The 26,866-nt window shown below is 71.7% G+C and carries 26 protein-coding genes; 15 read left to right on the forward strand and 11 right to left on the reverse strand.

Features of this window, described 5'->3' with window-relative positions; translation table 11 throughout:
• Window positions 1–75 precede the first annotated feature (75 nt).
• Complete coding sequence (gene mshD, locus AB0E62_RS34580) at window positions 76–1,002, forward strand: mycothiol synthase (RefSeq protein WP_362203150.1); 927 nt, start codon at window positions 76–78, stop codon at window positions 1,000–1,002.
• Between the two features lie 8 nt (window positions 1,003–1,010).
• Here the strand turns inward: mshD and AB0E62_RS34585 are convergent, their stop codons facing one another.
• On the reverse strand, window positions 1,011–1,160 hold the full coding sequence (locus AB0E62_RS34585) for a hypothetical protein (RefSeq protein ID WP_362203153.1): 150 nt from the start codon (window positions 1,158–1,160) through the stop codon (window positions 1,011–1,013).
• A 458-nt stretch (window positions 1,161–1,618) separates the two neighbouring features.
• Between AB0E62_RS34585 and AB0E62_RS34590 the strand changes: the two genes are divergently transcribed.
• The 3 genes from AB0E62_RS34590 to AB0E62_RS34600 are packed head-to-tail and all read left to right on the forward strand — an operon-like array spanning window position 1,619 to window position 5,412.
• Window positions 1,619–3,859, forward strand: a complete 2,241-nt coding sequence (locus AB0E62_RS34590) for an RNA degradosome polyphosphate kinase (RefSeq protein WP_362203156.1) — start codon at window positions 1,619–1,621, stop codon at window positions 3,857–3,859.
• The gene (locus AB0E62_RS34595) at window positions 3,840–4,970 is read left to right on the forward strand and encodes a CHAD domain-containing protein (RefSeq protein ID WP_362203158.1); all 1,131 of its coding nucleotides are present in this window, start codon (window positions 3,840–3,842) and stop codon (window positions 4,968–4,970) included. The genes AB0E62_RS34590 and AB0E62_RS34595 overlap by 20 nt, the downstream gene beginning before the upstream one ends.
• 16 nt (window positions 4,971–4,986) lie before the next feature.
• Window positions 4,987–5,412, forward strand: coding sequence for an NUDIX hydrolase (locus AB0E62_RS34600; RefSeq protein WP_362203161.1), 426 nt, complete (start codon window positions 4,987–4,989; stop codon window positions 5,410–5,412).
• Window positions 5,413–5,958: 546 nt separating this feature from the next.
• Here the strand turns inward: AB0E62_RS34600 and AB0E62_RS34605 are convergent.
• Entirely contained in the window at window positions 5,959–6,144 is a 186-nt protein-coding gene (locus AB0E62_RS34605) for a hypothetical protein (protein WP_362203164.1), read from the reverse strand.
• 108 nt (window positions 6,145–6,252) lie between these two features.
• Here AB0E62_RS34605 and AB0E62_RS34610 point away from each other — a divergent pair, with 108 nt between their 5' ends.
• Together AB0E62_RS34610 and AB0E62_RS34615 are read left to right on the forward strand one after the other, a co-directional pair.
• The gene (locus AB0E62_RS34610; RefSeq protein WP_362203167.1) at window positions 6,253–7,113 is read left to right on the forward strand and encodes a hypothetical protein; all 861 of its coding nucleotides are present in this window, start codon (window positions 6,253–6,255) and stop codon (window positions 7,111–7,113) included.
• A gap of 117 nt (window positions 7,114–7,230) precedes the next feature.
• A complete protein-coding gene (locus tag AB0E62_RS34615; protein WP_362203219.1) occupies window positions 7,231–7,392 on the forward strand; it encodes a hypothetical protein in 162 nt (53 codons plus the stop codon).
• Window positions 7,393–7,416: 24 nt separating this feature from the next.
• On the opposite strand, the gene AB0E62_RS34620 is transcribed toward AB0E62_RS34615, so the two are convergent.
• The gene (locus AB0E62_RS34620; RefSeq protein ID WP_030791897.1) at window positions 7,417–7,725 is read right to left on the reverse strand and encodes a metal-sensitive transcriptional regulator; all 309 of its coding nucleotides are present in this window, start codon (window positions 7,723–7,725) and stop codon (window positions 7,417–7,419) included.
• Window positions 7,726–7,940: 215 nt separating this feature from the next.
• Here AB0E62_RS34620 and AB0E62_RS34625 point away from each other — a divergent pair, with 215 nt between their 5' ends.
• The gene (locus AB0E62_RS34625; RefSeq protein WP_189986670.1) at window positions 7,941–8,561 is read left to right on the forward strand and encodes a DUF47 family protein; all 621 of its coding nucleotides are present in this window, start codon (window positions 7,941–7,943) and stop codon (window positions 8,559–8,561) included.
• Window positions 8,562–8,568: 7 nt separating this feature from the next.
• Window positions 8,569–9,567, forward strand: a complete 999-nt coding sequence (locus tag AB0E62_RS34630) for an inorganic phosphate transporter (protein ID WP_362203171.1) — start codon at window positions 8,569–8,571, stop codon at window positions 9,565–9,567.
• Between the two features lie 141 nt (window positions 9,568–9,708).
• Here the strand turns inward: AB0E62_RS34630 and pstB are convergent, their stop codons facing one another.
• From pstB to pstS, 4 genes are all read right to left on the reverse strand, one after another.
• Window positions 9,709–10,485 (reverse strand): phosphate ABC transporter ATP-binding protein PstB, encoded by a 777-nt coding sequence (gene pstB, locus AB0E62_RS34635; protein WP_362203174.1) that lies wholly within the window; start codon window positions 10,483–10,485, stop codon window positions 9,709–9,711.
• A gap of 48 nt (window positions 10,486–10,533) precedes the next feature.
• Entirely contained in the window at window positions 10,534–11,589 is a 1,056-nt protein-coding gene (gene pstA / locus AB0E62_RS34640) for a phosphate ABC transporter permease PstA (protein ID WP_362203177.1), read from the reverse strand.
• Window positions 11,586–12,590 carry a phosphate ABC transporter permease subunit PstC gene (pstC, locus tag AB0E62_RS34645; protein WP_362203180.1) on the reverse strand — a complete coding sequence of 335 codons (1,005 nt, stop codon included), beginning with the start codon at window positions 12,588–12,590 and terminating at the stop codon, window positions 11,586–11,588. Before pstC ends, pstA begins: the two co-directional genes overlap by 4 nt.
• Before the next feature lie 114 nt (window positions 12,591–12,704).
• The gene (gene pstS / locus AB0E62_RS34650; RefSeq protein WP_362203183.1) at window positions 12,705–13,829 is read right to left on the reverse strand and encodes a phosphate ABC transporter substrate-binding protein PstS; all 1,125 of its coding nucleotides are present in this window, start codon (window positions 13,827–13,829) and stop codon (window positions 12,705–12,707) included.
• 328 nt (window positions 13,830–14,157) lie between these two features.
• On the opposite strand from pstS, the gene AB0E62_RS34655 reads away from it, so the two are divergent.
• Window positions 14,158–15,720 carry an FAD-binding oxidoreductase gene (locus AB0E62_RS34655; protein WP_362203186.1) on the forward strand — a complete coding sequence of 521 codons (1,563 nt, stop codon included), beginning with the start codon at window positions 14,158–14,160 and terminating at the stop codon, window positions 15,718–15,720.
• Window positions 15,721–15,753: 33 nt separating this feature from the next.
• Here the strand turns inward: AB0E62_RS34655 and AB0E62_RS34660 are convergent, their stop codons facing one another.
• The 3 genes from AB0E62_RS34660 to AB0E62_RS34670 form a co-directional block, all read right to left on the reverse strand.
• A complete protein-coding gene (locus AB0E62_RS34660; RefSeq protein WP_362203189.1) occupies window positions 15,754–16,449 on the reverse strand; it encodes a phosphatase PAP2 family protein in 696 nt (231 codons plus the stop codon).
• Window positions 16,450–16,679: 230 nt separating this feature from the next.
• Window positions 16,680–17,681 (reverse strand): bifunctional lytic transglycosylase/C40 family peptidase, encoded by a 1,002-nt coding sequence (locus AB0E62_RS34665; protein WP_362203192.1) that lies wholly within the window; start codon window positions 17,679–17,681, stop codon window positions 16,680–16,682.
• A gap of 134 nt (window positions 17,682–17,815) precedes the next feature.
• A complete protein-coding gene (locus AB0E62_RS34670) occupies window positions 17,816–18,595 on the reverse strand; it encodes a trypsin-like peptidase domain-containing protein (RefSeq protein ID WP_362203195.1) in 780 nt (259 codons plus the stop codon).
• 369 nt (window positions 18,596–18,964) lie between these two features.
• Between AB0E62_RS34670 and AB0E62_RS34675 the strand changes: the two genes are divergently transcribed.
• The 6 genes from AB0E62_RS34675 (at window position 18,965) to AB0E62_RS34700 (ending at window position 26,166) form a co-directional block, all read left to right on the forward strand.
• Complete coding sequence (locus AB0E62_RS34675) at window positions 18,965–19,273, forward strand: hypothetical protein (protein ID WP_014673544.1); 309 nt, start codon at window positions 18,965–18,967, stop codon at window positions 19,271–19,273.
• A 171-nt stretch (window positions 19,274–19,444) separates the two neighbouring features.
• Window positions 19,445–20,272 (forward strand): hypothetical protein, encoded by an 828-nt coding sequence (locus AB0E62_RS34680; protein ID WP_362203198.1) that lies wholly within the window; start codon window positions 19,445–19,447, stop codon window positions 20,270–20,272.
• A complete protein-coding gene (locus AB0E62_RS34685; RefSeq protein ID WP_362203201.1) occupies window positions 20,262–21,605 on the forward strand; it encodes a hypothetical protein in 1,344 nt (447 codons plus the stop codon). Before AB0E62_RS34680 ends, AB0E62_RS34685 begins: the two co-directional genes overlap by 11 nt.
• Window positions 21,602–23,158, forward strand: coding sequence for an SCO6880 family protein (locus AB0E62_RS34690; RefSeq protein ID WP_362203204.1), 1,557 nt, complete (start codon window positions 21,602–21,604; stop codon window positions 23,156–23,158). The genes AB0E62_RS34685 and AB0E62_RS34690 overlap by 4 nt, the downstream gene beginning before the upstream one ends.
• Window positions 23,159–23,172: 14 nt before the next feature.
• Window positions 23,173–24,585, forward strand: a complete 1,413-nt coding sequence (locus AB0E62_RS34695; protein ID WP_362203207.1) for an ATP-binding protein — start codon at window positions 23,173–23,175, stop codon at window positions 24,583–24,585.
• A gap of 12 nt (window positions 24,586–24,597) precedes the next feature.
• On the forward strand, window positions 24,598–26,166 hold the full coding sequence (locus AB0E62_RS34700) for a type VI secretion protein (RefSeq protein ID WP_362203210.1): 1,569 nt from the start codon (window positions 24,598–24,600) through the stop codon (window positions 26,164–26,166).
• Here AB0E62_RS34700 and AB0E62_RS34705 read toward each other — a convergent pair.
• The gene (locus AB0E62_RS34705) at window positions 26,163–26,744 is read right to left on the reverse strand and encodes a GNAT family N-acetyltransferase (protein ID WP_362203213.1); all 582 of its coding nucleotides are present in this window, start codon (window positions 26,742–26,744) and stop codon (window positions 26,163–26,165) included. The two genes, AB0E62_RS34700 and AB0E62_RS34705, sit on opposite strands and share 4 nt — an antisense overlap.
• Window positions 26,745–26,866: the final 122 nt, after the last annotated feature.

Consider the following 26,866-nt stretch of genomic DNA (forward strand, 5'->3'; position numbering starts at 1 on the left):
GCCGACGCCCCTGCCGGTCCCCTTTGCCGCCGGTGTGCCGGGACTTCACCCGGGGCGCCCCGTACTCTCGTACGCATGAGCAGCGACGACACCGTACGGGGCTTTCCCGCCCGCTCCATCGAGACCCACTCCGCGCTCACCCCGGACCAGGGCGAGGCCGTGCTGCGCCTGCTGGGCGAGGCCGCCCGCGTCGACGGGCAGCTGCCGGTGTCCGAGCAGGGCCGGCTGCACCTGCGCGGCGGCTCCCGCGAGGGCGTCTCGCACCTGCTGCTGACGGTCGACGGCGAACTCGCCGGCTACGCCCAGCTGGAGGACACCGACCCGGTGGAGCCCCCGGCCGCCGAACTGGTCGTCCACCCCGGGCACCGGGGGCACGGGCACGGGCGGGCGCTCGGCTCGGCCCTGCTCGCCGCCTCCGGCAAGCGGCTGCGGGTGTGGGCGCACGGCGGTCACCCCGCCGCCCGGCACCTCGCCCAGGTGCTGGGCATGAACCTGTTCCGGGAACTGCGGCAGATGCGGCGCCCGTTGACGGACCTGGAGCTGCCCGAGCCGGTGCTGCCGGAGGGCGTGAGCGTCCGCGCGTTCGTGCCCGGCAAGGACGACGCGGCCTGGCTCGCGGTGAACGCCGCCGCCTTCGCCCACCACCCGGAGCAGGGCTCGCTGACCCAGCGGGACCTGGACGACCGCAAGGCCGAGCCGTGGTTCGACCCGGCCGGGTTCTTCCTCGCCGAGCGGCGCGGCGAGCTGATCGGCTTCCACTGGACCAAGACGCACGCCGAGGAGGGCCTCGGCGAGGTGTACGTCCTCGGGGTACGTCCCGGCGAGCAGGGCGGCGGCCTCGGCAAGGCGCTCACCACGATCGGGCTGCGCCACCTGGCCGCCCAGCAGCTGCCCACCGCGATGCTCTACGTCGACGCCGACAACAAGGCGGCCGTGACGGTGTACGAGCGGCTGGGCTTCACCGTCCACGAGACCGACCTGATGTACCGCACGGAGACGTGAGGAACGGTTCAGCCCGGGTGCCGGGACCTCGGTGACCGGCGGCGGAAGGGGCGGCGCAGCGGCTCGTGGAGGGTCACCAGCCACACGGTGCCCGCCGCCGCCAGTACCCAGGCCCAGTGGCCGTGGGCCGTGTCCCAGCGGGGGTCCCCGGCGGGCACGAACAGGGGCCAGTCGTCCGGCAGCAGCAGCGGGGCGAGCAGCGCGGCGGCCAGCAGGGCCGTGGCCGCCGGCCGGCCCGGGTGCGGGTCGTCCGAGTGGCGTACGGCGAGCCCGGCCAGCGCCAGGGCCAGCGCGCAGGCGGCCCCGGCCTCCAGGGTGACGTCCCCGGCCGGCGGCCGCTCCGCGCCGCCACCCGCCCGGTCCCTCCGCGGTCACCGCCCCGCCGCGCCGTCGGCCCGCTCCGTCCGGGACTCCTTCGAGCCGCCCCCCGCTATCCCACACGTCATGTCGCCGTAACCATTGATTCAGCCTGGCTTGCGACGCTCGGCCAATGACACCCGTCGTGCCAGAGCCTTCGCCGCCCCCCGAGGAGACCGCCGCGGGGAGCGGAACCGTGCGGCTCCCGCCCGCGCGTTCCGACGCGCCCGTGCCACCCGCGGCGGGGAAGAATGGGTTCATGAGCCAGCAAGACACCCAGGCCGAGGCCCAGCACACGCAGCAGCCCCCCGTGGGTTCCATCGCCGCGCGCCGGCAGCGCGCCGTGTCCGCCGCCGTCTCCGGTCTGGCGCCCGACCTCGACGCGGACCTCGACGCGTACGAGGAGGCCCCGGCCGACGGCACCCCCCTGCCGCAGGGCCGGTTCCTCGACCGCGAGCGCAGCTGGCTCGCCTTCAACGAGCGGGTCCTGGAGCTGGCCGAGGACCCGGCCACGCCCCTGCTGGAGCGGGCGAACTTCCTCGCGATCTTCGCCAGCAACCTGGACGAGTTCTTCATGGTCCGGGTGGCCGGCCTGAAGCGCCGCATCGCCACCGGCGTCGCCACCCGCTCCGCCTCCGGCCTCCAGCCCCGCGAGGTGCTGGAGATGATCTGGGCCCGCTCCCGCGAGCTGATGGCCCGGCACGCCGCCTGCTACCACGAGGACGTCGCCCCGGCGCTCGCCGAGGAGGGCATCCACCTGGTCCGCTGGCAGGAGCTGACGGAGAAGGAGCAGGCCCGCCTCTTCACGCTGTTCCGGAACCAGATCTTCCCGGTCCTCACCCCGCTGGCCGTCGACCCCGCGCACCCCTTCCCGTACATCTCCGGCCTCTCGCTGAACCTGGCCGTCGTCGTGCGCAACCCGGTCAGCGGCCACCGGCACTTCGCCCGGGTGAAGGTGCCCCCGCTGCTGTCCCGCTTCCTGGAGGCCTCCCCGGGCCGGTACGTCCCCATCGAGGACGTCATCGCCGCCCCCAACCACCTGGAGGAGCTGTTCCCGGGCATGGAGATCCTGGAGCACCACGCCTTCCGGATCACCCGCAACGAGGACCTCGAGGTCGAGGAGGACGACACCGAGAACCTGCTCCAGGCCCTGGAGAAGGAACTCATGCGGCGCCGCTTCGGCCCGCCGGTGCGCCTGGAGGTCGAGGAGTCCATCGACCGCGAGGTGCTGGACCTGCTGGTGCGCGAGCTGAAGATCTCCGAGGCCGAGGTGTACCCGCTGCCGGGCCCGCTGGACCTCACCGGCCTGTTCCGCATCCACTCGCTGGACCGGCCGGAGCTGAAGTACCGGAAGTTCGTCGCCGGCACCCACCGCGACCTCGCCGAGGTCGAGTCGGCGTCCCCGCCCGACATCTTCGCCGCCCTGCGCACCCGGGACGTGCTGCTGCACCACCCCTACGACAGCTTCTCCACCTCGGTGCAGGCCTTCCTGGAGCAGGCCGCCGCCGACCCGGACGTCCTCGCGATCAAGCAGACCCTGTACCGCACCTCCGGCGACTCGCCCATAGTGGACGCCCTCATCGACGCCGCCGAGTCCGGCAAGCAGGTCCTCGTCCTGGTCGAGATCAAGGCCCGCTTCGACGAGCACGCCAACATCAAGTGGGCGCGCAAGCTGGAGGAGGCCGGCTGCCACGTCGTGTACGGCCTGGTCGGGCTGAAGACCCACTGCAAACTGTCCCTGGTGGTCCGCCAGGAGGGCGAGACCCTGCGCCGCTACAGCCACGTCGGCACCGGCAACTACCACCCGAAGACGGCCCGGCTGTACGAGGACCTCGGCCTGCTCACCGCCGACCCGCAGGTCGGCGCGGACCTCTCCGACCTGTTCAACCGGCTGTCCGGCTACTCCCGCCGGGAGACCTACCGCCGGCTGCTGGTGGCCCCCAAGTCGCTGCGCGACGGCCTGGTCTCCCGCATCCACAAGGAGATCCAGCACCACCGCGCGGGCCGGCCGGCCTTCATCCGGATCAAGGTCAACTCGATCGTGGACGAGGCGCTCATCGACGCCCTCTACCGCGCCTCCCAGGCGGGCGTGCCGGTGGACGTGTGGGTGCGCGGCATCTGCGCGATACGCCCCGGTGTCACCGGCCTGTCGGAGAACGTCCGGGTCCGCTCCATCCTCGGCCGCTTCCTGGAGCACTCCCGGGTGTTCGCCTTCGGCAACGGCGGCGAACCCGAGGTGTGGATCGGCAGCGCCGACATGATGCACCGCAACCTCGACCGCCGGATAGAGGCCCTGGTCCGGGTGGTCGACCCCGGCCACCGCGCAGCCCTCAACCGGCTGCTGGACACCGGCATGTCCGACACCACCGCCTCCTGGCACCTCGGTCCGGACGGCGAGTGGACGCGGCACGCGACCGACGGGGACGGCGGGCCCCTGCGCAACGTCCAGGAGATGCTCATAGACGCCCGGAGGCGCCGGCGTGGCACAGCAACACCTTGACCAGACGGACCCCACGGCCGAGGCGGCGACCGGGGACGCCCTCGCGGACTACCTGCGCGCCCAGGCCACGGAGTTCCTCCGCGCCCTGCGCCTACACCGGGAGACCGGCGGCACCGGCGGGAGCGCTCTCGTGCGCGGGGGTACGGGCACGGCGGGCGACGGCGTGGAGGAGTCCGTCGACGCGGCACGCGCCCTGCGCCGCTCGGCCCGCCGGATCAGCGGCAGCCTGCACACCTTCCGCCCGCTCCTCGACCCCGGCTGGGCCGAGGAGATCCGCCCCGAACTGGCCTGGCTGTCGGGCACGCTGGGCCTGGAGCACGCTTACCAGGGGCGGCTGGAGCGGCTGTTGCTGGCGCTGCACCGGCTGTCCGGGGTGACCGCGCTGCCCGTGCCCACGGCCGGCACGCCGGCGGCCGGCGGCCGGGTCCCGTCCGCGAAGCCGGCGAGCCCCGGCGGCCCGGCGTACGCCACGGCACCGGCGGAGCGCGGCACGCTCACCGTCGGCGCGGCCAAGGCCGGTGCCCTGCTGGAGCGCCAGCTCACCCTGGCCCGGACCAGGGCCCACTCCACGGCGCTCCAGGCCCTCGGCTCCTCCCGCTTCCACGCGGTGGCCGACAAGGTCGCCGTCCTGGCCAGCGAGGTCCCCCTCACCCCGGCCGCGCCCGGCAGCGGGCTGGGTCCGCTGGCCGCCGCCGCCGAGGAACGCCTCACGGATGCCGTTGCCGCGCTGCCCCTGGTCACCGCGGGCCACCCGTACAACGCGGAGGCACTGGTCCACGGCCTGTCCCCGGAGCCGTCCCCGCACCCCCAGGACGGCCCCTGGCACCAGGTACGGCTGCTGCTGCGGCTGTACCGGTACGCCCGCGAGGTGCTGCACGGCGGCAACGCCCCGCTGGACGTACGGCTGCTGACGGCCGGGCAGGCGCTGAACCGGCACCGGGACGCGTCGGAGGCAGCAGCGGCGGCGGCGCAGGCGGCCCGCACGCCCCGGATCACCCCGGCCACCGCCTACGCCCTCGGTGTCCTCCACGCCGACCAGCGGCACGAGGTGGAGGCGGCCCGGTTCGCGTTCCAGCAGTCCTGGCAGAAGCAGACCGTCAACGCCCCCTGACCCGGAAGGAGACGGCGTGACCGACACGGTGGTCCAGGCGGCGGGCTGCGTCCTGTGGCGCCGCTCGCCCCTCACCGGTGCCGTGGAGATCTGCCTGGTGCACCGGCCCAAGTACGACGACTGGTCCCATCCCAAGGGCAAGCTGAAGCGGGGCGAGGACCCGCTCGCCGGGGCGCTGCGCGAGGTCGCGGAGGAGACCGGGTACGCCGCCGAGCCCGGCGCGGAACTGCCGGCCGTCTGCTACACGGCCGACGGCCGCTTCAAACGGGTGCGGTACTGGGCCGCCGAGGCGGTTTCCGGCCACTTCACACCGAACACCGAGGTGGACCGCATCCTGTGGCTCCCCCCGGGCGCCGCCGGGGCCCGTCTGACCCAGTTCCGCGACCGTGAGCTGCTGGACGCGCTCGATGTCCCGCCCGCCCCCGGCGAACGACGCCTCTGACCCCGCCGCCCGCCGGCCGGACCCGGGGACCAGGGGCTCCCGCCTCCCCCCACCGGACCGCCGGACACGGAGAACGCCCGGAAGCGACCCCCCTGCCTCCCGTCCGGCCGACAGCACAGGAACGCCAGGACCACGCCCACGGCCGGCGAAGCCCTCCCCGGCCGGTCCGGTCCCCCGGGGCGCGAGAAGCCACAGAACCGACTCCCCGCCTCCCGGCCGGACCGCCAGGCACGGGAAACCGCGAGTCCAAGCCCGCCACCGCCCGGCCGACCCCCGAGCCACGCAAAACCACAGAACCGAACCCGCCACCGCCCCACCGGCCCCCCGGGCCACGCGAAACCACAGAACCGACCCCCCGCCTCCCGGCCGCACCACCGGGCACGGGAAACCGCGAGTCCAAGCCCGCCACAGCCCGGCCGACCCCCGAGCCACGCCAAACCACAGAACCGATCCTCCGCCTCCCGACCGGGCCACCGGGCACGGAAAACTCGGGGCCGAGGTCGCCGGCGTCCGGTGTCGGGGCGGCGGTCGGCGGGAACCGGCCGGTCAGCCGTCCGTCGTGTGGGTCTCCGCGTCCGTGCGGGCCTGGCTGCGGGCGCGGCGGGCGGGGCCGCGCCAGCCGCAGGTGCAGCGGGCCACGCAGAAGCGGCCCTGTTCGGTCGTCGTCGTGCGGTGTTCCTGCCCGGACCGGGCGTGCTCCGGCCCGTCCTGCTGCGCCGAGGTGACTGCCACGCCGACCACCGTACCGAGCCCGCCCGCCGCGCGTGACGGCGCTTGCCACCCGTCGTTATCCGGACGACGGGGGCCCGTGACGGACACACCGCTGGGAGTAGGCAGGCGATGGATCGGCGGCAGCACAGGCGCGCGGGCAGGACCGCCGCCGCGACGGTGATCCTCCTCGGCCTCGCGGCGGGCGTCTGCGGCTGTTCCGGCGGCGGGGCCGCCGCCGAGGACGTCAAGGGCGCGGACGACCCCGTGGACGCGCTGCGCCGGGCCGCCCGGGCGCTGCGGGACGCGGGCAGCTCCAAGGCCGGCACCTCCATGGAGATGGCCACCGGCGGCACCCGCGTCACCATCCGGGGCCGGGGCGTCTACGACTACCGCCACCGCCTCGGCCGGCTCACCGTGGTGCTCCCCGCCGGACCCACCGGCGCCGCCGGGCACCGGCCCATCACCGAACTGCTCACCCCGGGCGCGCTGTACATGAAGAACCGGGGCGCGGGCGTGCCCGCCGGCAAGTGGGTGCGGGTGGAGACGGCGACGCTGTCCGACGGCAATCTGGTCACCGGCGGCGCCACCGACCCGTACGTCGCGGCCGAACTGCTGCGCGGCACCCGCGAGGCGGCCTTCGTGGGCCGCACCGAGGTGGCCGGGACGGCCGTACGCCACTACCGGGGCACCGCCGACCTCGCCCGCGCGGCCCGGTACGCCTCGCCCGGGATCCGGGCGGCGCTGGCCGCGGCGGCGACGGGGTTCGCCACGGCCCGGGTGCCGTTCGACGCCTACCTGGACGACCAGGGCCGCATCCGCAAGCTCCGGCAGCGCTTCAGCTTCTCCAACGGCCGTGCCCGGGCCACCGTGGCGGTCGCCTCCACCCTGCTGCTGTTCGGCTTCGGCGCCCCCGCGGACATCCGGCTGCCGGCCCCGGCGGACATCTACACGGGCCGGGTGGCGGGGGACGAGCCCGTGGAGAGCGGATGATTCCGGCCAGACACTAGTCCCGAACGTCCTCGGGTAAGTAGCCCGTCCGTGCCATGCGCGGTGCGCGGACCGCTGCCTACCCTAGGAGGCGGTGACGGCAGGGAAGAGGTGAGGCGGGTGGCTCGGGTCGGCGGCACGGCGGTTCAGGACCACGTGGCCCTCGCCGAGATCGAACTCTGCGGAGAGCTGATCATCGCGGCCTCGGCCGCCGAGGACCGGCTCAGTCTGGAGAGCATCGACGCGGTGCTGCGCGTCGCCGAGGAGCGGGATCCGGACTGAGCGCGGCCCGCGCCGCCGCGCCGCTCAGGTGCGCAGCAGGCGGGCGATCGCCTTCGTCGCCTCGTCCACCTTCGCGTCGATCTCGTCGCCGCCCTTGAGCGCCGCGTCCGCCACGCAGTGCCGCAGGTGCTCCTCCAGCAGCTGGAGCGCGAAGGACTGCAGGGCCTTGGTGGAGGCGGAGACCTGCGTGAGTATGTCGATGCAGTAGGTGTCCTCGTCCACCATCCGCTGCAACCCCCGGATCTGCCCCTCGATGCGGCGCAGCCGCTTGAGGTGCTCGTCCTTCTGCTTGTGGTAGCCGTGCGTGGCGCCGGCCTCGGTCGTCGTCGTCATCGCGGGCCTCCGTCTCGGGACGAGCTGCGGACAAAAGGGACAGATACCCCTACTGGGTATATGGTAACGAACTTTGCGGGGTACGGGGGCCTTCCTGCGCCCCTGTGCTCATCACCGCGGCCGATGGGCGACACTGGGATGCGGCCCGTTAGCCGTGGCCGGATGATGCGCCTAGCATCAGCCTGACCGAAACCGAAGCACCCCGAGGACCCCACGTGCGCTTTCGTCTGACCCCCAGGGAGACGAGCTTCTACGACATGTTCGCCGCGTCCGCGGACAACATCGTCACGGGCTCCAAACTCCTGATGGAACTGCTCGGGGCGGACTCCTCCGCCCGGGCCGAGATCGCAGAGCGTATGCGGGCCGCGGAACACGCAGGTGACGACGCCACGCACGCGATCTTCCACCAGCTGAACTCCTCGTTCATCACGCCGTTCGACCGGGAGGACATCTACGCCCTCGCCGGTTCCCTGGACGACATCATGGACTTCATGGAGGAAGCCGTCGACCTGGTCGTCCTCTACAACGTCGAGGAACTGCCCAAGGGCGTCGAGCAGCAGATCGAGGTCCTGGCCCGCGCGGCGGAGCTGACGGCCGAGGCCATGCCGAACCTGCGCACCATGGCCAACCTCACCGAGTACTGGATCGAGGTCAACCGGCTGGAGAACCAGGCCGACCAGATCCACCGCAAGCTGCTCGCCCACCTCTTCAACGGCAAGTACGACGCCATCGAGGTGCTGAAGCTCAAGCAGATCGTGGACGTCCTGGAAGAGGCGGCGGACGCTTTCGAGCACGTGGCGAACACGGTGGAGACCATCGCCGTCAAGGAGTCCTGAGGCGTCGATGGACACCTTCGCCCTGATCGCGACCGTAGGGGTCGCGCTCTTCTTCACGTACACGAACGGCTTCCACGACTCCGCGAACGCCATCGCCACCTCGGTGTCGACGCGGGCGCTGACCCCGCGGGCGGCGCTCGCCATGGCGGCCGTGATGAACCTGGCCGGTGCCTTCCTGGGCTCCGGCGTCGCCAAGACCGTCAGCGAGGGGCTGATCGAGACGCCCCGGGGCTCGACGGGGATGGGCATCCTCTTCGCCGCCCTGGTCGGCGCGATCGTCTGGAACCTGGTCACCTGGTACTTCGGCCTGCCCTCGTCCTCCTCGCACGCGCTGTTCGGCGGCATGGTGGGAGCGGCGCTGGCGGGCGGCACGGACGTGCTGTGGAGCGGGGTGCTGGAGAAGATCGTCATCCCGATGTTCGTCTCCCCGTTCGTCGGCCTGATCGTCGGCTACCTGGTCATGACGGCGATCATGTGGCTGTTCCGGCGGTCCAACCCGCACAAGGCCAAGCGCGGCTTCCGCATCGCCCAGACCGTCTCGGCGGCCGGCATGGCGCTCGGCCACGGTCTGCAGGACGCCCAGAAGACGATGGGTGTCGTGGTGCTGGCCCTGGTCATCTCCGGCCACGAGACGTTCGGCGACCCGATCCCGGTCTGGGTGAAGATCGTCTGCGCGGTGATGCTGTCCCTGGGCACGTACGCCGGCGGCTGGCGGATCATGCGCACGCTGGGCCGCAAGATCATCGAGCTGGACCCGCCGCAGGGATTCGCGGCGGAGGCCACCGGCGCGTCGATCATGTTCACCACCGCGTTCATCTTCAAGGCGCCGATCTCCACCACCCACGTCATCACCTCGGCGATCATGGGCGTGGGCGCGACCAAGCGGGTCAACGCGGTCCGCTGGGGCGTGGCCAAGAACATCGTCCTGGGCTGGTTCATCACGATGCCGGCCGCCGCGCTGGTCGCGGCCCTGGCCTTCGGCATCGTGAAGCTGGTGGCCCTGTAGGACCGCGGGGGCCGCAGGACGGCCGAACGCGACGGGCCCGCCCCCGGGAGCCAGGGGCGGGCCCTTCTGCGTCCTCGCGGTGGCACCGCCATGCAGCACCGCGAGGGGTCCGTACCGCCCCGGTCCGGGGGCGGGGTCCGGTCAGCCGAAGCGGCCGGAGATGTAGTCCTCCGTGGCCTGGACCGACGGGTTGGAGAAGATCCGCTCGGTGTCGTCGATCTCCACGAGCCGGCCCGGCTGGCCCACGGCGGCCAGGTTGAAGAACGCCGTACGGTCCGAGACCCGCGCCGCCTGCTGCATGTTGTGGGTCACGATGACGATCGTGAACCGGTCCTTCAGCTCGCCGATCAGGTCCTCGATGGCGAGCGTGGAGATCGGGTCCAGGGCCGAGCACGGCTCGTCCATGAGCAGCACCTTCGGCTCGACCGCGATGGCCCGCGCGATGCACAGCCGCTGCTGCTGGCCGCCGGAGAGCCCGGAGCCCGGCTTGTTCAGCCGGTCCTTGACCTCGTTCCAGAGGTTGGCGCCCTTGAGCGACTTCTCGACGATGTCGTTCAGCTCGCTCTTCTTGTAGTTGCCGTTCAGCCTGAGGCCCGCCGCCACGTTGTCGAAGATCGACATCGTGGGGAACGGGTTCGGGCGCTGGAAGACCATGCCCACCTCGCGGCGCACGGACACCGGGTCGACCCCGGAGCCGTACAGGTCCTCGGCGTCGAGCATCACCTTGCCCTCGACGCGGCCGCCGGGGGTGACCTCGTGCATCCGGTTCAGGGTGCGCAGGAACGTCGACTTGCCGCAGCCGGAGGGGCCGATGAACGCCGTCACCGAGCGCGGCTCGACCGTCATCGAGATGTCCTCGATCGCCTTGTGGGAGCCGTAGTAGGCGGTGAGCCCGCTCACGTCGATTCGCTTGGCCATGTCTGCTTCACTTCCAGGGGTTCAGAGCTCGGTCGCTGTATGGCCGCGTCAGCGACCGGTCTTCGGTGCCTTCCAGCGGGCGATGCCGCGGGCCACCAGATTGAGGATCATCACGAAGGCGATCAGCGTGAGGGACGCCGCCCACGCGCGGTCGTACGCCGGGTCGCCGCCGGCGGCGTACTGCTGGTAGATGTACAGCGGCAGCGACGCCTGCGCCCCTTCGAACGGGTTGGTGTTGATGAAGGGGTTGCCCCACACCAGCAGCAGCACCGGCGCGGTCTCGCCCGCGATCCGGGCGACGGCGAGCATGACGCCGGTGGTGATGCCGCCGATGGAGGTCGGCAGGACGACCTTCAGGATGGTCCGCCACTTGGGCACGCCGAGCGCCAGGGACGCCTCGCGCAGCTCGTTCGGGACGAGCTTGAGCATCTCCTCGGTGGAGCGGACGACGACCGGCATCATCAGGATGGCCAGGGCCAGCGAACCGGCGAAGCCGAACGGGTCCAGTTTCATGATGAGCATCAGGCTGAGGATGAACAGGCCCGCGACGATCGACGGGATTCCCGTCATGACGTCGACGAAGAACGTGACCGCCTGGGCGAGCCGGCCGCGTCCGTACTCCACCAGGTAGACGGCGGTGAGCACGCCGATCGGGGCGCCGATCAGGGTGGCGAGACCGACCTGCTCCAGGCTGCCGACGATGGCGTGGTAGATGCCGCCGCCGGGCTCGGAGTCGGCGACGATCCCCATGGAGTGGGTGAGGAAGTGGACGTCGAGCACCTTCACGCCGCGCGAGACGGTCGTCCACACCAGGGAGACCAGCGGGACGACGGCGAGCAGGAAGGCGACCCAGACCAGCGAGGTGGCGACCCGGTCCTTGGCCTGCCGGCGGCCCTCCACCCGGGCGGCGATGCCGTAGGTGCCGAGGACGAACAGGATCGCGGCGATCAGGCCCCACTGGACCTTGCTGTCCAGGCCCGCGCCGAGGCCGATGCCCACGGCGACGGCGACGGACCCGACGGCGATGGCCCAGGGGGACCACCGGGGCAGGCTGGCACCGCGCAGCGAGCCGGGGCGCTTGTCGGTGACGGCTGCGGTGCTCATGCGTTGGCCCCCGAGTACTCCTTGCGGCGGGCGATGATCGCGCGGGCCGCGCCGTTGACCAGCAGGGTGATGACGAAGAGGACCAGACCGGAGGCGATCAGCGCGTCCCGGCCCTGCACGGTGGCCTCGCCGAACTTGCTGGCGATGTTCTGGGCGAAGGTGCCGCCGCCGGGGTTCAGCAGGCTGGCGTGGATGTCGTAGTCCGGGGAGAGCACGGTGGCCACGGCCATCGTCTCGCCGAGGGCGCGGCCGAGGCCGAGCATGGACGCGGAGATCACACCGGAGCGGCCGAAGGGCAGCACGGACATCCGCACGACCTCCCAGCGGGTGGCACCGAGGGCCAGGGCGGCCTCCTCGTGCATCCGCGGGACCTGCCGGAACACCTCACGGCTGACGTTGGTGATGATCGGCAGGATCATGATCGCCAGCAGGATGCCGACGGCGAGCATGGTGCGCGGGGCGCCCTCCTCCCAGGAGAGGATCCCGGTCCAGCCGAAGTAGGTGTCCAGCCAGCCGTACAGGCCGCGCAGGTGCGGCACGAGGACCAGGGCGCCCCACAGGCCGTAGACGATGGACGGCACGGCGGCGAGCAGGTCGATGACGTAGGCGATCGGGCCGCTGAGCCGGCGCGGGGCGTAGTGGGTGAGGAACAGCGCGATCGCGACGGCGACCGGGACCGCGATGGCCATGGCGATCACCGAGGAGACGACCGTGCCGAAGACCAGCACCGCGATGCCGAAGCTCGGCGGGGTGAGGTTGGGGTTCCACTCGAAGGTGGTCAGGAAGTTGCCGTGGTCCCGGCTGATCGCGAGGGAGGCGCGGTAGGTGAGGAAGACCGCGATCGCGGCCATGATCACCAGCAGCAGGATGCCGGAGCCGCGCGACAGGCCCAGGAAGATCCGGTCGCCGGGCCGGGTGGCGCCGCGGGCCGCGCGCTTGCTTTCGGCGAGCGAGGGCGGGGCGGCGGGGGGAGGAACGTCGGTTGTCGTCGATATGTCCATCGGGTTCTCCGGTCTGCGGAGCGGCGGCCCCGCGGGGCGCGGCTCGTGGCGGCGGTGCACCGGACGGTGCGGCCCGGCCCGGACGGGCACCGGGCCGCACACTCACGGATCAGGTCAGCTCAGGCCCTCGATGGTGGTGCGGACCTTGGCGATGATCTCGTCGGGGATGGGGGCGTAGCCGTTCTGCGCCAGCACCTTCTGGCCGTCCTCGCTGGCGATGTAGCGCAGGAACGCCTTGGTGGCGGGCAGGGAGTCGGCCTTGTTGCCCTTGTCGCAGACGATCTCGTAGGTGACCAGGGTGATCGGGTAGGCGCCCTCGGCCTTGGTCTTGTAGTCGAGCTGGAGCGCGAGGTCCTTGCCGGTGCCGATCACCTTGGCGGCGGCGATGTCCGCGGTGGCGGACTCGGTGGACGGCTTCACCGGGGCCTTGGCGCCGGTGGCGATGGCGACGGTGTCGATGTCCTTGGCGAAGGACAGCTCGAAGTAGCCGATCGCGCCGGAGTTCTGCTTGACGCCCTGGGCCACGCCGGCCGAGCCGGAGGCCGCCTGGCCGCCCTGCGCCTGCCAGGCCTTGCCACCGGAGTACTTCCAGTTGCCGGGCGTGGTGGCGAGCAGGTACTTGGTGAAGTTGTCCGTGGTGCCGGAGTCCTCGGAGCGGTGGAAGGCCTGGATCTTCAGGTCGGGAAGCTTCGCGTCGGGGTTGAGCTTCTTGATCTGCGGGTCGTTCCAGTTCTTGATCTTGCTGTCGAAGATCTTGGCGATCGTCGGGGCGTCCAGGACCAGGTTGTCCACGCCGGGGACGTTGTAGCCGAGGGCGATCGGGCCGCCGACCATCGGCAGGTCGATGCCCTGGCCGCCGTTGCAGACCTTCTTGGAGGCGGTGACCTCGTCGGGCTTCAGCGCGGAGTCGGAACCGGCGAACGCGATCTGGCCCTGGGTGAAGGAGGTGACACCGGCACCGGAGCCGGCGCCCTTGTAGTTGATCTGCACCTTGCAGGCCGGCGAGAAGGCCTTGGTCCAGGCGTCGATCGCGTTCTTCTGCGCGGAGGAACCGTCCGCGAGCAGCTGCCCCTTGGCGTCGTCGCACTTGATGGAGTTCGTGCTCGTGGCGCCGGTCGCGCCGCTCGAGGCGCTGCCGCCGTCGTCGTCGGAGCCGCACGCCGTCAGGGCCAGGGCGCTGGAGACGGCGACAGCACCGAGAGAGAGGGCGCGCAGCCGGTTCTTGCGCTGAAGCTTCACTTTCGGGAGTTCCTTCCAGGAGCCGCCGCGATCGGCGGCGCGCGAGGTGAGTAGTGGGGTGCGCGGGAGCGCAATCCATGCCGCACTCCGCACCGGTACGGCCGAAATTAGGCAGAACAGGTGAAGCCGCCGATGGCCAGAAATGAACGCAGAGTGAACCCCTGCCGTCGGCCCGGTTAGGTCACGGAATGCTCACGGGGAGGGCACACGGAGATTCCGACGAGCCGGTCATCCGAACGCCCGTGCGCCGCCCCTCACCCGTTCGGCGGAACCCCGAGGCGCGGGCCGGCGTCTCGTTCCAGGAGACCCGGAGAAAGGGGCGACGGACATGGAACGGCGTACGTTCATCTCGGGCGGCGCGGCCGCCCTGGCGACGACCGCGCTGACCGCGTGCACAGCGGGCGGCGGCTCCTCCGCGCCCGCGGCGTCACTGACGGGCGCGGCCTCCCTCGCCGCCCTCGGGACCACCGCCTCCGCCCGGGCCGCCGCGAACTGGACGGCCCTCGCCCGGGACCTCGACGGCACCCTGATACGGCCCGGCGACGCCTCCTGGAAGACCGCCCACCAGCTGTACAACACCCGCTTCGACGCCCTGAAACCGGCCGCGGTCGCCTACGTGGCGCACGCCGCCGACATCCGCACCACCCTGGCGTACGCCCGCGCGCACGGTGTCAAGGTCGCCATCCGCAACGGCGGCCACTCCTACGCCGGGTACTCCTCCGGCGACAACCGGCTGATCCTCGACGTGTCCCGGCTGAACCGGATCCGGGTCAGCGGCAACCAGGCCGTCGTCGGCGCCGGCGCCAAGCTGATCGACGTCTACCGCGCGCTCGCCGCGAAGGGCGTGACCATACCCGCCGGCTCCTGCCCCACCGTCGGCGTCTCCGGCCTGGTGCTCGGCGGCGGCCACGGCGTCGCCTCCCGCGCCTACGGCCTGACCTGCGACAGCCTCACCCAGGCCACCCTGATCACCGCCGACGGCACCCAGGTCACCGCCGACACCCGCCACCACGCCGACCTGTTCTGGGCGCTGCGCGGCGCGGGCAACGGCAACTTCGGCGTCGTCACCGAGCTGCACTTCCGCACCCACACCGCGCCGCAGGCCGTCACCGCCTACCTCACCTGGCCCTGGTCCAAGGCCGCCAAGGTGCTGAAGGCCTGGCAGGAGTGGGGCCCGTCCCAGCCCGACGAGATCTGGTCCTCCCTGCACCTGGCCTGCTCACCGGGCCGCACCCCGACCGTCTCCGTCTCCTGCTTCTCCCTCGGCACCTACCGCGAGCTGCAGAACGCCGTGGACCGCCTGGCCCACCTGGCCGGCGCGAACGCCCGCTCGGTCTCCCTGCGCCGCCGCGGCTACGAGGAGGCCATGGAGATCTACGCCGGCTGCTCCTCCTTCGCCACCGACGCCCAGTGCCACCTGCCGGGCCCCACCCCCGGCCGCTCCCCGCAGGGCAGGCTCGGCCGGGAGACGTACGCGGCCCGCTCCGACTTCTTCGACCGCTCGCTGTCCGCGGCCGGCGTCCAGACCGTGCTGAAGCAGATCGCCGCGGTGCGCGGCGGCGCCGGCAGCATCGCGTTCACGGCGCTCGGCGGCGCGGTCAACCGGGTCTCCCCGACCGCCACCGCGTTCGTCCACCGCCGCTCCCGGATGCTGGCCCAGTACATCGCCTCCTGGGGCGCGGGGGCCTCCGGCACCACGGCACAGTCCTGGCTGACGTCGGCGCACCAGGCCATGGCCCCGTACGCGTCCGGCGCGGCCTACCAGAACTACACCGACCCCACGCTGAAGAACTGGAAGAAGGCGTACTACGGGGACGCGGCGGCGCGGCTGGACAAGGTGAAGAAGCAGTACGACCCGAAGCGGTTCTTCTCGTACGCGCAGGGCCTGTAGGACGGCCAGGGGCCGTTCCCGGCCGCGGGAGGGCTACGCGGCCAGGTCCCGTTCCTCGGAGCCCGCCGGGCGGTGCGCGCCGGGCAGCACCGGCACCCCCGGAGCCGTCCGCCGCCGCACGAGCCGGCCCGCCCGCGGCGAACGCTCCACCGCCCGCACCAGCGGGGTGAGCAGCGCCATGGCGAGCGGCGACAGCAGCAGCACGACGGCCGTGCCCAGCGCGAAACCGCCCAACACGTCCGTCGGGTAGTGCACGCCCATGTAGACCCGGCAGAAGCCCTCCAGCAGGGCCAGGCCGATGCCGGCGAGACCGAAGCGGCGGTTGGCGACGAAGAGGCCCACACCGAGCGCCATCGTGAGCGTCGCGTGATCGCTGACGAAGGAGAAGTCGTCCTTGCCGGAGACCAGGACGTCCAGGCCCTGGTGGTCCCGGAAGGGGCGCGGACGCTCCACGAAACCCCGTATCGGGACGTTCACGAGCACCGCGAGACCCGCCGCGAGGGGCGCCCACAGCAGCGCGGCCACCGACGGCGCCGCCTCCTCGCCGCCCCGGCGCCGCACGCCCCACCAGCACCACAGGACCAGCAGCACCATGGCGAGCAGCAGTCCGTACTCGCCGACGAACTCCATGACCCGGTCGAACCAGTGCGGCGCGTCCTTGGCCAGGCCGTTGATGTCGTAGAGCAGGTCGACGTCGGGGTTCGATCCGGATTCGGCGAGTACAGCCATGGTGCTGCGGCCCCTTCGTCGTTCGTCCGGACGCACCGGGTGTGCGTCGCTCCAGCCCCCCGTGGTTCGTAGATCCGCTTCCGCTGCACTGCCGCACTGACGTCCGCTCGGCTACGTCAACAGGAACGCACGGGCACCATGAATACGTTCCACTCTCCACTGAATGATCACGCAGACGTTATCGAAGAGAGACTCGTCACCGCAGCTCAGGGGGCAGCTTCACGCATCGTTCACACGCCGGTGGGAAGTGCCTGCGCGCCCTCCTCCGTTACCCGTGTCGCGCCGAAGTAGTCCGGGGTGTCGACCGGGTCGAAGCGGATCACCGCGCCGGTCCGCGGGGCGTCGATCATGTACCCGCCGCCGACGTAGATCCCCACGTGCCGGATGGCCCGCGAGTCGGTGAGGTCGTCGGAGAAGAACACCAGGTCACCGGGGAGCAGTTGGTCCCGCGAGGGGTGCGGCCCGGCGTTGTACTGGTCGTTGGCCACCCGCGGCAGCCTGACCCCGACCTTCTCGTACGCGGCCTTGGTCAGGCCCGAGCAGTCGAAGCGCCCGCCCTGGTCCGGGGTGCCGTTGCCGCCCCACAGATACGGCGTGCCCAGCCGGCTCTGCGCGAAGGCGATGGCACCGGCGGCCTGCCGGGACGGGTCGAGCCGGCTGACCGGCGCGGCGAAGCTCTCCTCCAGGCTGCGGATCCGCTTGACGTAGTTCCGCGTCTCGCTGATGGCCGGCACCCCGCCCGCCCGGATCACCCGGTAGGCCCCCGCGTTGTACGCGGCGAGCATGTTGTCGGAGACGTCACCGGGCACGTCCTTGACGTACTTCGCCAGCTCGCAGTCGTACGACGCCGCCGACGGAATGGCGTCGTCCGGATCCCAGATGTCCCGCTTGCCGTCACCGTCGCCGTCGATGCCGTGCGTCGCCCACGTACTGGGGATGAACTGCGCGATACCGCGCGCGTCGGCCGCACTGACCACGGTCGGGTTCCACCCGCTCTCCTGGTACAGCTGCGCGGCGAGCAGCGCGGGCGTGAGCGCCGGACACAGATTGCCCCACCGCTGCACCAGCGACTTGTAGGCGGCCGGCACCGCCCCCTTCGCCAGCCCCCGGCTCCCCGAGGTCACCCCGTTGACCAGGTTCCCGGCCACCATGTACACACCGACGACCAGCAGCATCACGAAGCTCACGCCGAGCGCGACGGCCGCCCCACCGATCACCCATGACTTCCGCACGGTTCAACTTTCCCCCATCCCGGGCGGATCCAAGACCCCTTTCTCATGATGTGGCGTCAAATCACGGTGCCCGGCGCGTACGACCGCCCGCGCCCACGGACCCGGACCCTCCCCCGCGGCGCCCTGAGGCCTGCTCAGGACCCGCGCACCGCCCCCTCGTACAGCTCCCCCGCCGCACCGCCCAGCACCACGCTGTACGAGGTTCCGGCCGTACTGCCGCCCTCCTCGTGACCGCCGAGGACCCCCACGACCTCGTGATCGCCGTTGACCCAGGGGCTACCGCTGGTGCCGGTGGTGAAGTCCGGGCAGTCGACGCGCTGTTGGGTACGGCCCCACGGGACCGGTCTGTCCGCGCAGACGACGGGGACCTCACGCGAGCCCGGGTAACCGGTGACCGTCACCACGGTGGCGCCGGTGGCCACGCCGGGCGTGAACCGGTTGCCGCCCACCACCTCTTCCACCCGCCTGCCGCCCCGCCCGGCGACGGTGACGAAGGCCAGGTCACTGTCCTCGTCCCGGTCCCGCACCCACGCCTCGGGCAGGAAGCGCCGCGTCACCCTCCACACCCCGTACGGCGCCCGCCCCTCGCGGTAGCCCGGCACGAACACCAGGTCGCGGTCCGGGCCGTCCAGGCAGTGGGCGGCGGTGACGAGCAGATCGCCGCGCGGGCTGTCCACCACCGACGCGGTGCAGAAGTGACCGCCGGCCGGCCGGCCCGCCCGGTCCGCCCGGTCCGCGGGAAACAGCGCGCCCACCCGCGCGCTCCACCGGTTCGCGACGGCGTCCGCGGTGACCCCGAGCGGCCCCCGTCCGTCGTCGGCCGCGGCCACGGACGCCGAGGTCAGCGCGAGCAGCACCACGGCGCCGAGCGACGCGGGCCGCGAGGTGAACGAGCGGCGGGAGATGCGCTTCATCAGCCACAAGTCTCACCGTCAAAGCCCCACGCAAACCGAGCGGTTCCCGGATTTCCCCGCGCACCGGGCACACGCGGAGCACCCCCGCCCGTGAGAACATCGACGCGGGGCCTCACCCGGCCGGCCGTCAGAACCGCACAGGTCGTAAAGGGGGTCAACGACGGAACCACACGCCAGGTTCCGCACCGACCTCATTGCCCGGCGTGACCTGCCGTGATACACAGAGTGACGGTAGGTGCCACATATGCGAAACCCGCCAGTGAATGACGCCAAGTCGACATACGTTGGCGACGTTGTCGGCGACAATGAGGCCTGACCTCTGCGCCCGCAGGGGACTCGCGGAACTACCCACCAGGGGCGGTGACTTACATGCTCTTTGCGGCCGACAAGGGAGACATCAACACCATCATCGGCGGGATCGCTCCGGACTGGGGCCCCTTCGGCAGCCTGGGCAACGAAGCCAAGGTGATGATCGAGGTGGTCATGGCCGTCGCCATCCTGCTCTGCCTCGGCATCGCGGTATGGGGTGCGGCCAAGCAGCGCATCGGCGCCACGGCCCTGCGGGACACCTTCAGCGCGGAACAGGGCAAGGGCCTGATCATCGCGGGCCTCACCGGAGTCTTCATCATCGGCTCCCTCGGCACACTGTTCACGATCGTGTACGGCATGGCGGTGTAACCCCACCCGTTCCGGGCGCGCCCGGCCCCGGCTGCCCCCTCCACCCCACCCGTCCGTCGTGCCCACCGGCTGAGGTTGCGTTTCCCTGATGTCGAGTCACCACACCGCGCCCGCGCGGGAACCAGCACGGCTACCGTCGTATGTCTACGAGGTGGAGGGGGCGTACGCGGCATGAGTCCCGGAGACGAGCGGGGGTACGGCGACTACCCGGAGCCGGGCCAGACCCGGACCCGCCTCCCCGACCCCGACCCCTACGGCGGCGCCCCCCGCCGCCCCCAGCGTTCCTCCTCCCGCAGCCTGGTCACGGTGGTCGGCGTGGTGGTCCTCCTCATCGCCGCCATCGCCTTCGCGAACAGGGGCGACGAAACCCCGACGACCACCCACCCCACCAAGGCCACACAACCCCAGTCCACCGCCACGTCGGCGAGCGGCACGCGTCCGGTGGAGACCAAGACCGGTGGTGTCCCGACGGGATACGCCCACACCGAGCAGGGAGCCCAGTCGGCGGCCTCGAACTACGCCGTGGCCCTCGGTTCGACCGGCATGTTCAACAAGGCCAGCCGCCATACGCTCCTGAACCTGCTCTACACCCATGAGGCGGTAACCCGCCTCCAGGGCCCCATGGATCAGGCTTACTCGGCCGAGTTCCTCGCCAAAATGGGCCTTGATGCCTCCGGCAATCCGCCCAAGGGCAGCACGTTCGTCTCCCGGGTCATCCCGATCGGTACCACCGTGCGGGAGTACACGGCGGGCTCCGCCAAGGTGGCGGTCTGGTACGTGGGCCTCATCGGCATGGCCAGCAGCACCTCGACCGACCCCGTCACCTCGTCCTGGAAGACCTGGACGTTCGACCTTCGCTGGACCGACGGCGACTGGAAGATCAGTTCCGAGACACAGCAGGCCGGCCCCGCCCCCGTACCCGGTGACGACAGGGCCGCCACCTCCGACGAGATCAGCAAAGCCATCGAGGAGTACGGAGGGTTCACGTATGCCCGGTAGCCCGCAGCGTGCGCTCAAGCTCGCCGGAGTCGTGACAGCCGTACAGACCACGGCCGTACTGCTGGCCACACGCGCCTTCGCGGAACCCTCACCCACTCCTTCCGGCAGCCCGTCCCCCTCGCCCTCGACGGGCAGGTTCAATTGCGGACCCATCCCGGGCGACGCCAAGAAGTACTGCGAGCGCGGCAACACATCCGGCAAGTCCGGCGATATCGCCCCGGACACCTCCACTGCCGACCCGCTGTCCTCGCTGGCCAAGGGTTGCGCCGAGGCCGCGTCCTGGACCATCGACAAGCTCAGTAAAGCCGTCAAAGAGACCGCCAGTGTCGACTTCACGAATCAGGCGTTCCTGAAGCAGTACGCCGTCGTCTTCGCCGCCTCCACCATCCTGACGCTCCTGCTGTGGCTGCTCGCCGTGGCCAAGCGCGCGGTGCGCGGCGTGCCGCTGACCACCGCGATCTCCGAAGCCGTCGGCTTCCTCTGGCTCACCGTGCTGGCCTCCGCCTTCACCCCGCTGATCCTGTACACCGTCGTCTCGGCCACCGACAGCGTCACCGACGTCCTCGCGAAAGCCACCGGCGACCAGGCCGACACGTTCTTCGGCACCTTCTCCGGCGCCCTGAAGAAGGGCAACGACATCGGCGGCGGCCCCATCATGCTGATCGTCGTCTCCCTGGTCAGCATCCTCGCCGCCGGCGTTCTCTGGCTGGAACTGGTCATCCGCGCCGCCCTCCTCTACGTCGGCGCCCTCCTCGGCACCGTCGTCTACGCGGGCCTGGTGGACAAGAACCTGTGGGGCCACGTCCGCCGCTGGGCCGGCATCATGATCGCCGTCATCCTGGTCAAACCGGTCATCGTGATCGTCCTCGGCCTGGCCGGCGCCCTGTCCGGCGACAACGGCCCCGACGCCTTCTCCGCCGTGGTCTCCGGCCTCGCCATCATCCTGCTCGCCATCTTCGCCAGCGCGATGATCTACCGCTTCGTCCCCGGCTTCGGCGACGAGATCGCCAGCGGCCGCAACAACCGCATCATGCAGGGCGCCGAGGGCAAGGCCGCCGCCGTCATCAGCTCCCCCGCCAGCCTCGTCGCCCAGGGCATCAAGACCCACAGCACCCGCGCCGACAGCAACGCCGCGGCCGGCCAGCCGAGCAGCACCCCGCGCCCGGCCAACCCCGCCTCCGGCGGCGTCGCCGCCCACAGCAGCCGTACCCCGGCCGGGAACAGCGGCGGAACCGTCCCCTCCGCCACCCCCGCGCCCCGCGCGCCCAGCCCGGTCAACACCCCGCACGCCGGCAACACCCGCAACAACCGCTCAGGAGGTGAAGGGCGTTGACGACCGAGTCCCACCTGTCCCATCCGGTCACGCCCCGCCGTACGTATCTCATCGGCCGCGCCCGGCCGAACGCGATCATCGGCCGGAACCGCGAATCCGGCGAGATCGCCCTGATCATCGCCGGCGCGTTCCTCGGCATGATGTGCGGCCTCCTCGTACCGGTCCTGCCCCTGCGGATCGCGCTGCTGACGGGCTTCCCCCTGCTCGCGCTCGCCGCGGTCTACGTCCCGTACAAGCACCGCACCTTCTACAAGTGGTTCGAGATCAACCGCTCGTACAAGCGCACCGTCAAGCGCGGCGCCGCCTACCGGTCCGCCGCCATGGAGGCCGGCACCCGGATCGACGGCCGCGAGATCGAGGTCGGCCCGCCGCCCGGCATCGGCCGCATCAGCTGGCTCGCCGCGCCCTTCGGCCCGGACGAGATCGCCGTCCTCCTGCACGCCGACCGCAAGACGGTCACCGCCGCCATCGAGATCGAGGGCCCCGGCGTCGGCCTGCGCGACTCCGAGGACCAGGAGGCCCTGGTCGACCGCTTCGGCACGCTCCTCAAGCACGTCGCCAACGGCGACGGCTTCGTGACCCGGCTGCAGATGCTCGCCCGCACCCTGCCCGCCGACCCGGACGCGCACGCCAAGGACGTCGCCCAGCGCGGCGACGACCGCTCCCCGGACTGGCTCCAGCGCTCCTACGACCAGCTCCAGTCCATGGTCTCCACCAGCAGCGAGCAGCACCGCGCCTACCTCGTGGCCTGCATGCACTACAGCCGGGAACTGGCCGCCGAGGCCCACGCCATGGCCCGCGCCGCCCGCACCCGCGGCGGCAAGGTCGACCGGGACGCCGGACTCGCCGTCGTCATGGCCCGCGAGCTGACCGACATCTGCTCCCGGCTCCAGGAGGCCGACATCAGGGTCCGCCAGCCGCTCGGCCAGGGCCGGCTGGCCTCCCTGATCCACTCCATGTACGACCCGGACCACCCCATCGACCACATCCAGGCGATGACCCAGCGCAACGCCTGGCCGGCCGAGCTGGACGCCGTGGAGCCCACCTACCTCCAGGCCAAGACCCGCGAGTCCAGCACCCGCGCCCCCTGGTGCCACGCCACCGCCTGGGTGAAGGAGTGGCCGATGACCCCCGTCGGCGTCAACTTCCTCGCCCCGCTCCTCGTCCACACCCCGGACGTCATCCGCACGGTCGCCGTGACCATGGACCTCGAGCCCACCGAGGTCGCCATCGAGCGGATGCTGACCGAGAAGACCAACGACGAGGCCGAGGCGTCCCGCGCCGCCAAGATGAACCGGACCGTCGACCCCCGGGACATCGCCGCGCACAACCGGCTCGACCAGCGCGGCGAGGACCTCGCCAGCGGCGCCGCCGGCGTCAACCTGGTCGGCTACATCACCGTCTCCGCCCGCTCCCCGGAAGCCCTGAACCGCGACAAGCGCACGATAAGGGCCTCCGCCGGCAAGTCGTACCTCAAGCTGGAGTGGTGCGACCGAGAGCACCACCGCGCCTTCGTGAACACACTTCCGTTCGCCACCGGCATCCGAAGGTAGGGGCTGATTCTCCGATGCGGGATCCGCTGTCCGTCCTCACCGAGGCCTTCACCTCGTTCCTCTTCGGGAAGGTGGAGACGACCCGGCCGCCGGTGCGCACCTCCACGGGCCAGGCCCAGGCGGTCTACCTGCCCACGGCCGCGCCCGGCCTCGGCGACTCCGGCGTCATCATCGGCCGCGAGGTGTACTCCGGGAAGGGCTACATCTACGACCCGTTCCAGCTGTACGGCCAGCAGCTGCCGGCCCCGCACTGGCTGGTCCTCGGCGAGTCCGGCAACGGCAAGTCGGCGCTGGAGAAGACGTACGTCCTGCGCCAGCTGCGGTTCAAGGACCGCCAGGTCGTCGTCCTGGACGCCCAGGGCGAGGACGGCGTCGGCGAGTGGAACCTGATCGCGGAGGAGCTGGGGATAACTCCCATCCGGCTCGACCCGACGGCCGCCCTGAACCACGGCATCCGGCTCAACCCGCTGGACCCGGCGATCACCACGACCGGGCAGCTCGCCCTGCTGCGGACCATCATCGAAGTCGCCATGGGCCACGGCCTGGACGAGCGCGCCGGCTTCGCCCTGAAGGTCGCGCACTCCTTCGTCAACGAGACGATCACCGACCGCCAGCCGGTCCTCTCCGACATCGTCGAGCAGCTCCGGCACCCCGAACCGGAGTCGGCGGAGGCGATGAACGTCGCCATAGACGACGTACGGGCCTGGGGTCTGGACGTCGCCCTGGTGCTGGACCGACTGGTCGACGGCGACCTGCGCGGCATGTTCGACGGCCCGACCACGGTCGGCATCGACCTCGACGCACCCCTGATCGTCTTCGACCTGTCCCACATCGACCGCAACTCCATCGCCATGCCGATCCTCATGGCGATCGTCGGCGTGTGGCTGGAGCACACCTGGATCCGCCCCGACCGGAAGAAGCGCATCTTCCTGGTCGAGGAGGCCTGGCACATCATCAACAGCCCGTTCGTGGCGCAGCTGTTCCAGCGGCTGCTGAAGTTCGGGCGCCGGCTCGGCCTCTCCTTCGTGGCGGTCGTCCACCATCTGTCCGACGTGGTCGACGGGGCGGCGGCCAAGGAGGCCGCGGCCATCCTGAAGATGGCCTCGACCCGGACGATCTACGCCCAGAAGGCGGACGAGGCGAGGGCGACGGGCCGCGTCCTCGGCCTGCCCCGCTGGGCCGTCGAGATCATCCCCACGCTGACGCCCGGCATCGCGGTCTGGGACGTCAACGGCAATGTCCAGGTGGTCAAGCACCTGGTCACGGAGACGGAACGGCCGCTGGTCTTCACCGACCGGGCGATGACCGAGTCCTCCAGCGACCTGGCGGCCGACGACGCCCTGCGCGCGGCCGAGCTGGAGGCCGAGCAACGGGCGGCGGCCTTCGTGGAACAGCACCTGGGCGACTCCGAGTCGACGGTGGCCTAGAGGGAGTACAGCGTGAGACCGGACGATCGCCGTGACATCCGCCGGGAGCGCCAGGGCGGCATCCCCGACGGACTGCTGATCGGCATCCTCGCGTTCCTCATCGGCATGACCGTCCTGGTGTGGACGGCCACCGGCCTCGCGGCCCGGTTCGCCCAGGGCGCCTGGCCGGACGGCGTCACCTTCACCCGCACCCCCCTGGCCATGCGCCACCTGATCGGCCGCCCGCACGACCTCGCCGGTGCCTGGCCGGACACCCCACCGGCCCAACTGCCCGGCTGGGGCCTGTTCTGGGGCCTGTTCCTCGGCGAGCTGATGATCCTCTTCGTGCTCACCGTGTTCGCGATGGGCACGGTGGCCCGCTGGCGGGCGGACAGGCTGCGCCGGACCACCGCGGCCCGGGAAGCCATGCGCGGACCCATGCCCGCCGAACCGGCCCCCGAGGCCCCGAAGGAGCGCCACGAGGCCCGGGCGCCGCGCCACGACGTCCTCCCGGAGCCCCACCACGAGGCCCGGGCCCCGCGCCACGACGTCCTCCTGGAGCCCCGCCACGAGGTCCCCGTGCCGCGCGCGGAGCCACAGCCGGCAGCGCCCCTACGGGAGACGCCCGTACCGACGCCACCGATCGCCCTCCCGGCCGACGGCGACCGGACGGGCGGCTGGGAGAAGGTCCTCCTCGCCCCCCGGGAGGGCCGGCAGCCGGCCGCTGTCCAGGCCGTACGGGACGCGGAGGGCCCCGTCGTCCTCGTCACCTCCAACCCGGCCCTGTGGGCGGAGACCAAGGACACCCGGGCCAAGCTGGGCCCCACCCTGCTGTACGACCCCACGCACCTGTGCGACACCCCGGCCCGGCTGCACTGGTCCCCCACGGCCGGCTGCGAGGACAGGCAGACGGCACTGCACCGTGCCACGGCCCTCCTCGCCCCCGTACGGCCCACCGCGCGCATCGACCAGGCGGTCGCCGACACCGCGACCACCCTCCTGCGCAGCTATCTGCACGCCGCCGCCCTGGAGAACCGCACCATCCGGCACGTGCACCGCTGGTCGCAGGGCACCCAGCTCCAGGACGCCGTGCGCACCCTGCGCACCCATCCCAAGGCCGCGCCCGGCGCCGCCGGCGAACTGGAGGCGGCGCTCACCGCACACCCGGAACGCCGGGACATCGCCCAGGAGCTGACCAGCAGGGCCCTGTCGGCGCTCTTCACGGTGAACATCCGGGAGGCGTGCACTCCCCACCGGTCCGATACGGTCGCCTTGGATTCCTTCGTCCACGAAGGGGGCACGCTTTATATGGTCGGTGAATCCATCGAGGACCCGCGGAGCAACCCGGGCGCGATGCCCCTCCTGACGGCCCTCGTCTCCAGCGTGGTCGAGCGCGGCCGGCGCATGGCCGAACGGTCATCCTCCGGTCGGCTCGACCCACCACTGACGCTGGTCCTGGACGACATCGCGGCCGTGGCCCCCTTCCCCGAGCTGCCCGACCTGCTGGCCACCGGAACCGACCAGGGCCTGCCGACGCTCGCCCTGCTCCGCTCCCGGGAACAGGCCCGCGCCCGCTGGCCGCACCAGGAACTGCCGGTCTAGCCGTCAGCCGTCCAGGACGGCCGCGCCAGGACGAACTCGAGCTCGTTCGCGGTCTCGTCCTTGGCGAAGGGCAGGACGAGCCCGCTGGGCGCGAACCCGATCCTCCGGTACACCGACTGGGCACGGGCGTTGTCCTCGTGGACGAACAGCCGCACCCGCTCGGCGTCCCGCTGCCACGCCCAGGCCAGGCCGGCCGCGAACAGTTCCTCGATCAGTCCGTTGCCCCGGTGCTCCGGCCGTACGTAGACGCCGACGGCGTGTCCTTGCCGCCGCTCGACCGGGTTCCCGGCCCAGTCGCGGGTGCCGGGCTCCTCGATGAGTACCGTGACAGAGCCGCCCCAGGTGCCGTCGGGTGCTTCGGCGACGAACTGGTGGGCGGCCGTGGAGCCCGCGCCGGAACCGACGGCCCGGTCCTGCCAGAAGGCATCGGGCTTGCTCGCGGCGTTCTCGTACGTCTCCAGGAAGGCGAGGTGCGCGACCGGGTCCCGCAGCGCGTCCAGCCGCAGCTGCTTCACCCGCTCCCAGTCGGCGGGGCGTATGGCACGAACGACGTAGTCGTTCCTGGTGACAGCGGTCATGCGATCACCGTAGACCAATCCCTTCGGCCCGGAAAACAGAAAACCCCCGCACCTGAAGGTGCGGGGGTTTCCCCAAAAATTGTTCGGCGGCGTCCTACTCTCCCACAGGGTCCCCCCTGCAG

Source organism: Streptomyces sp. NPDC038707 (assembly GCF_040636485.1).
Taxonomy (GTDB): domain Bacteria; phylum Actinomycetota; class Actinomycetes; order Streptomycetales; family Streptomycetaceae; genus Streptomyces.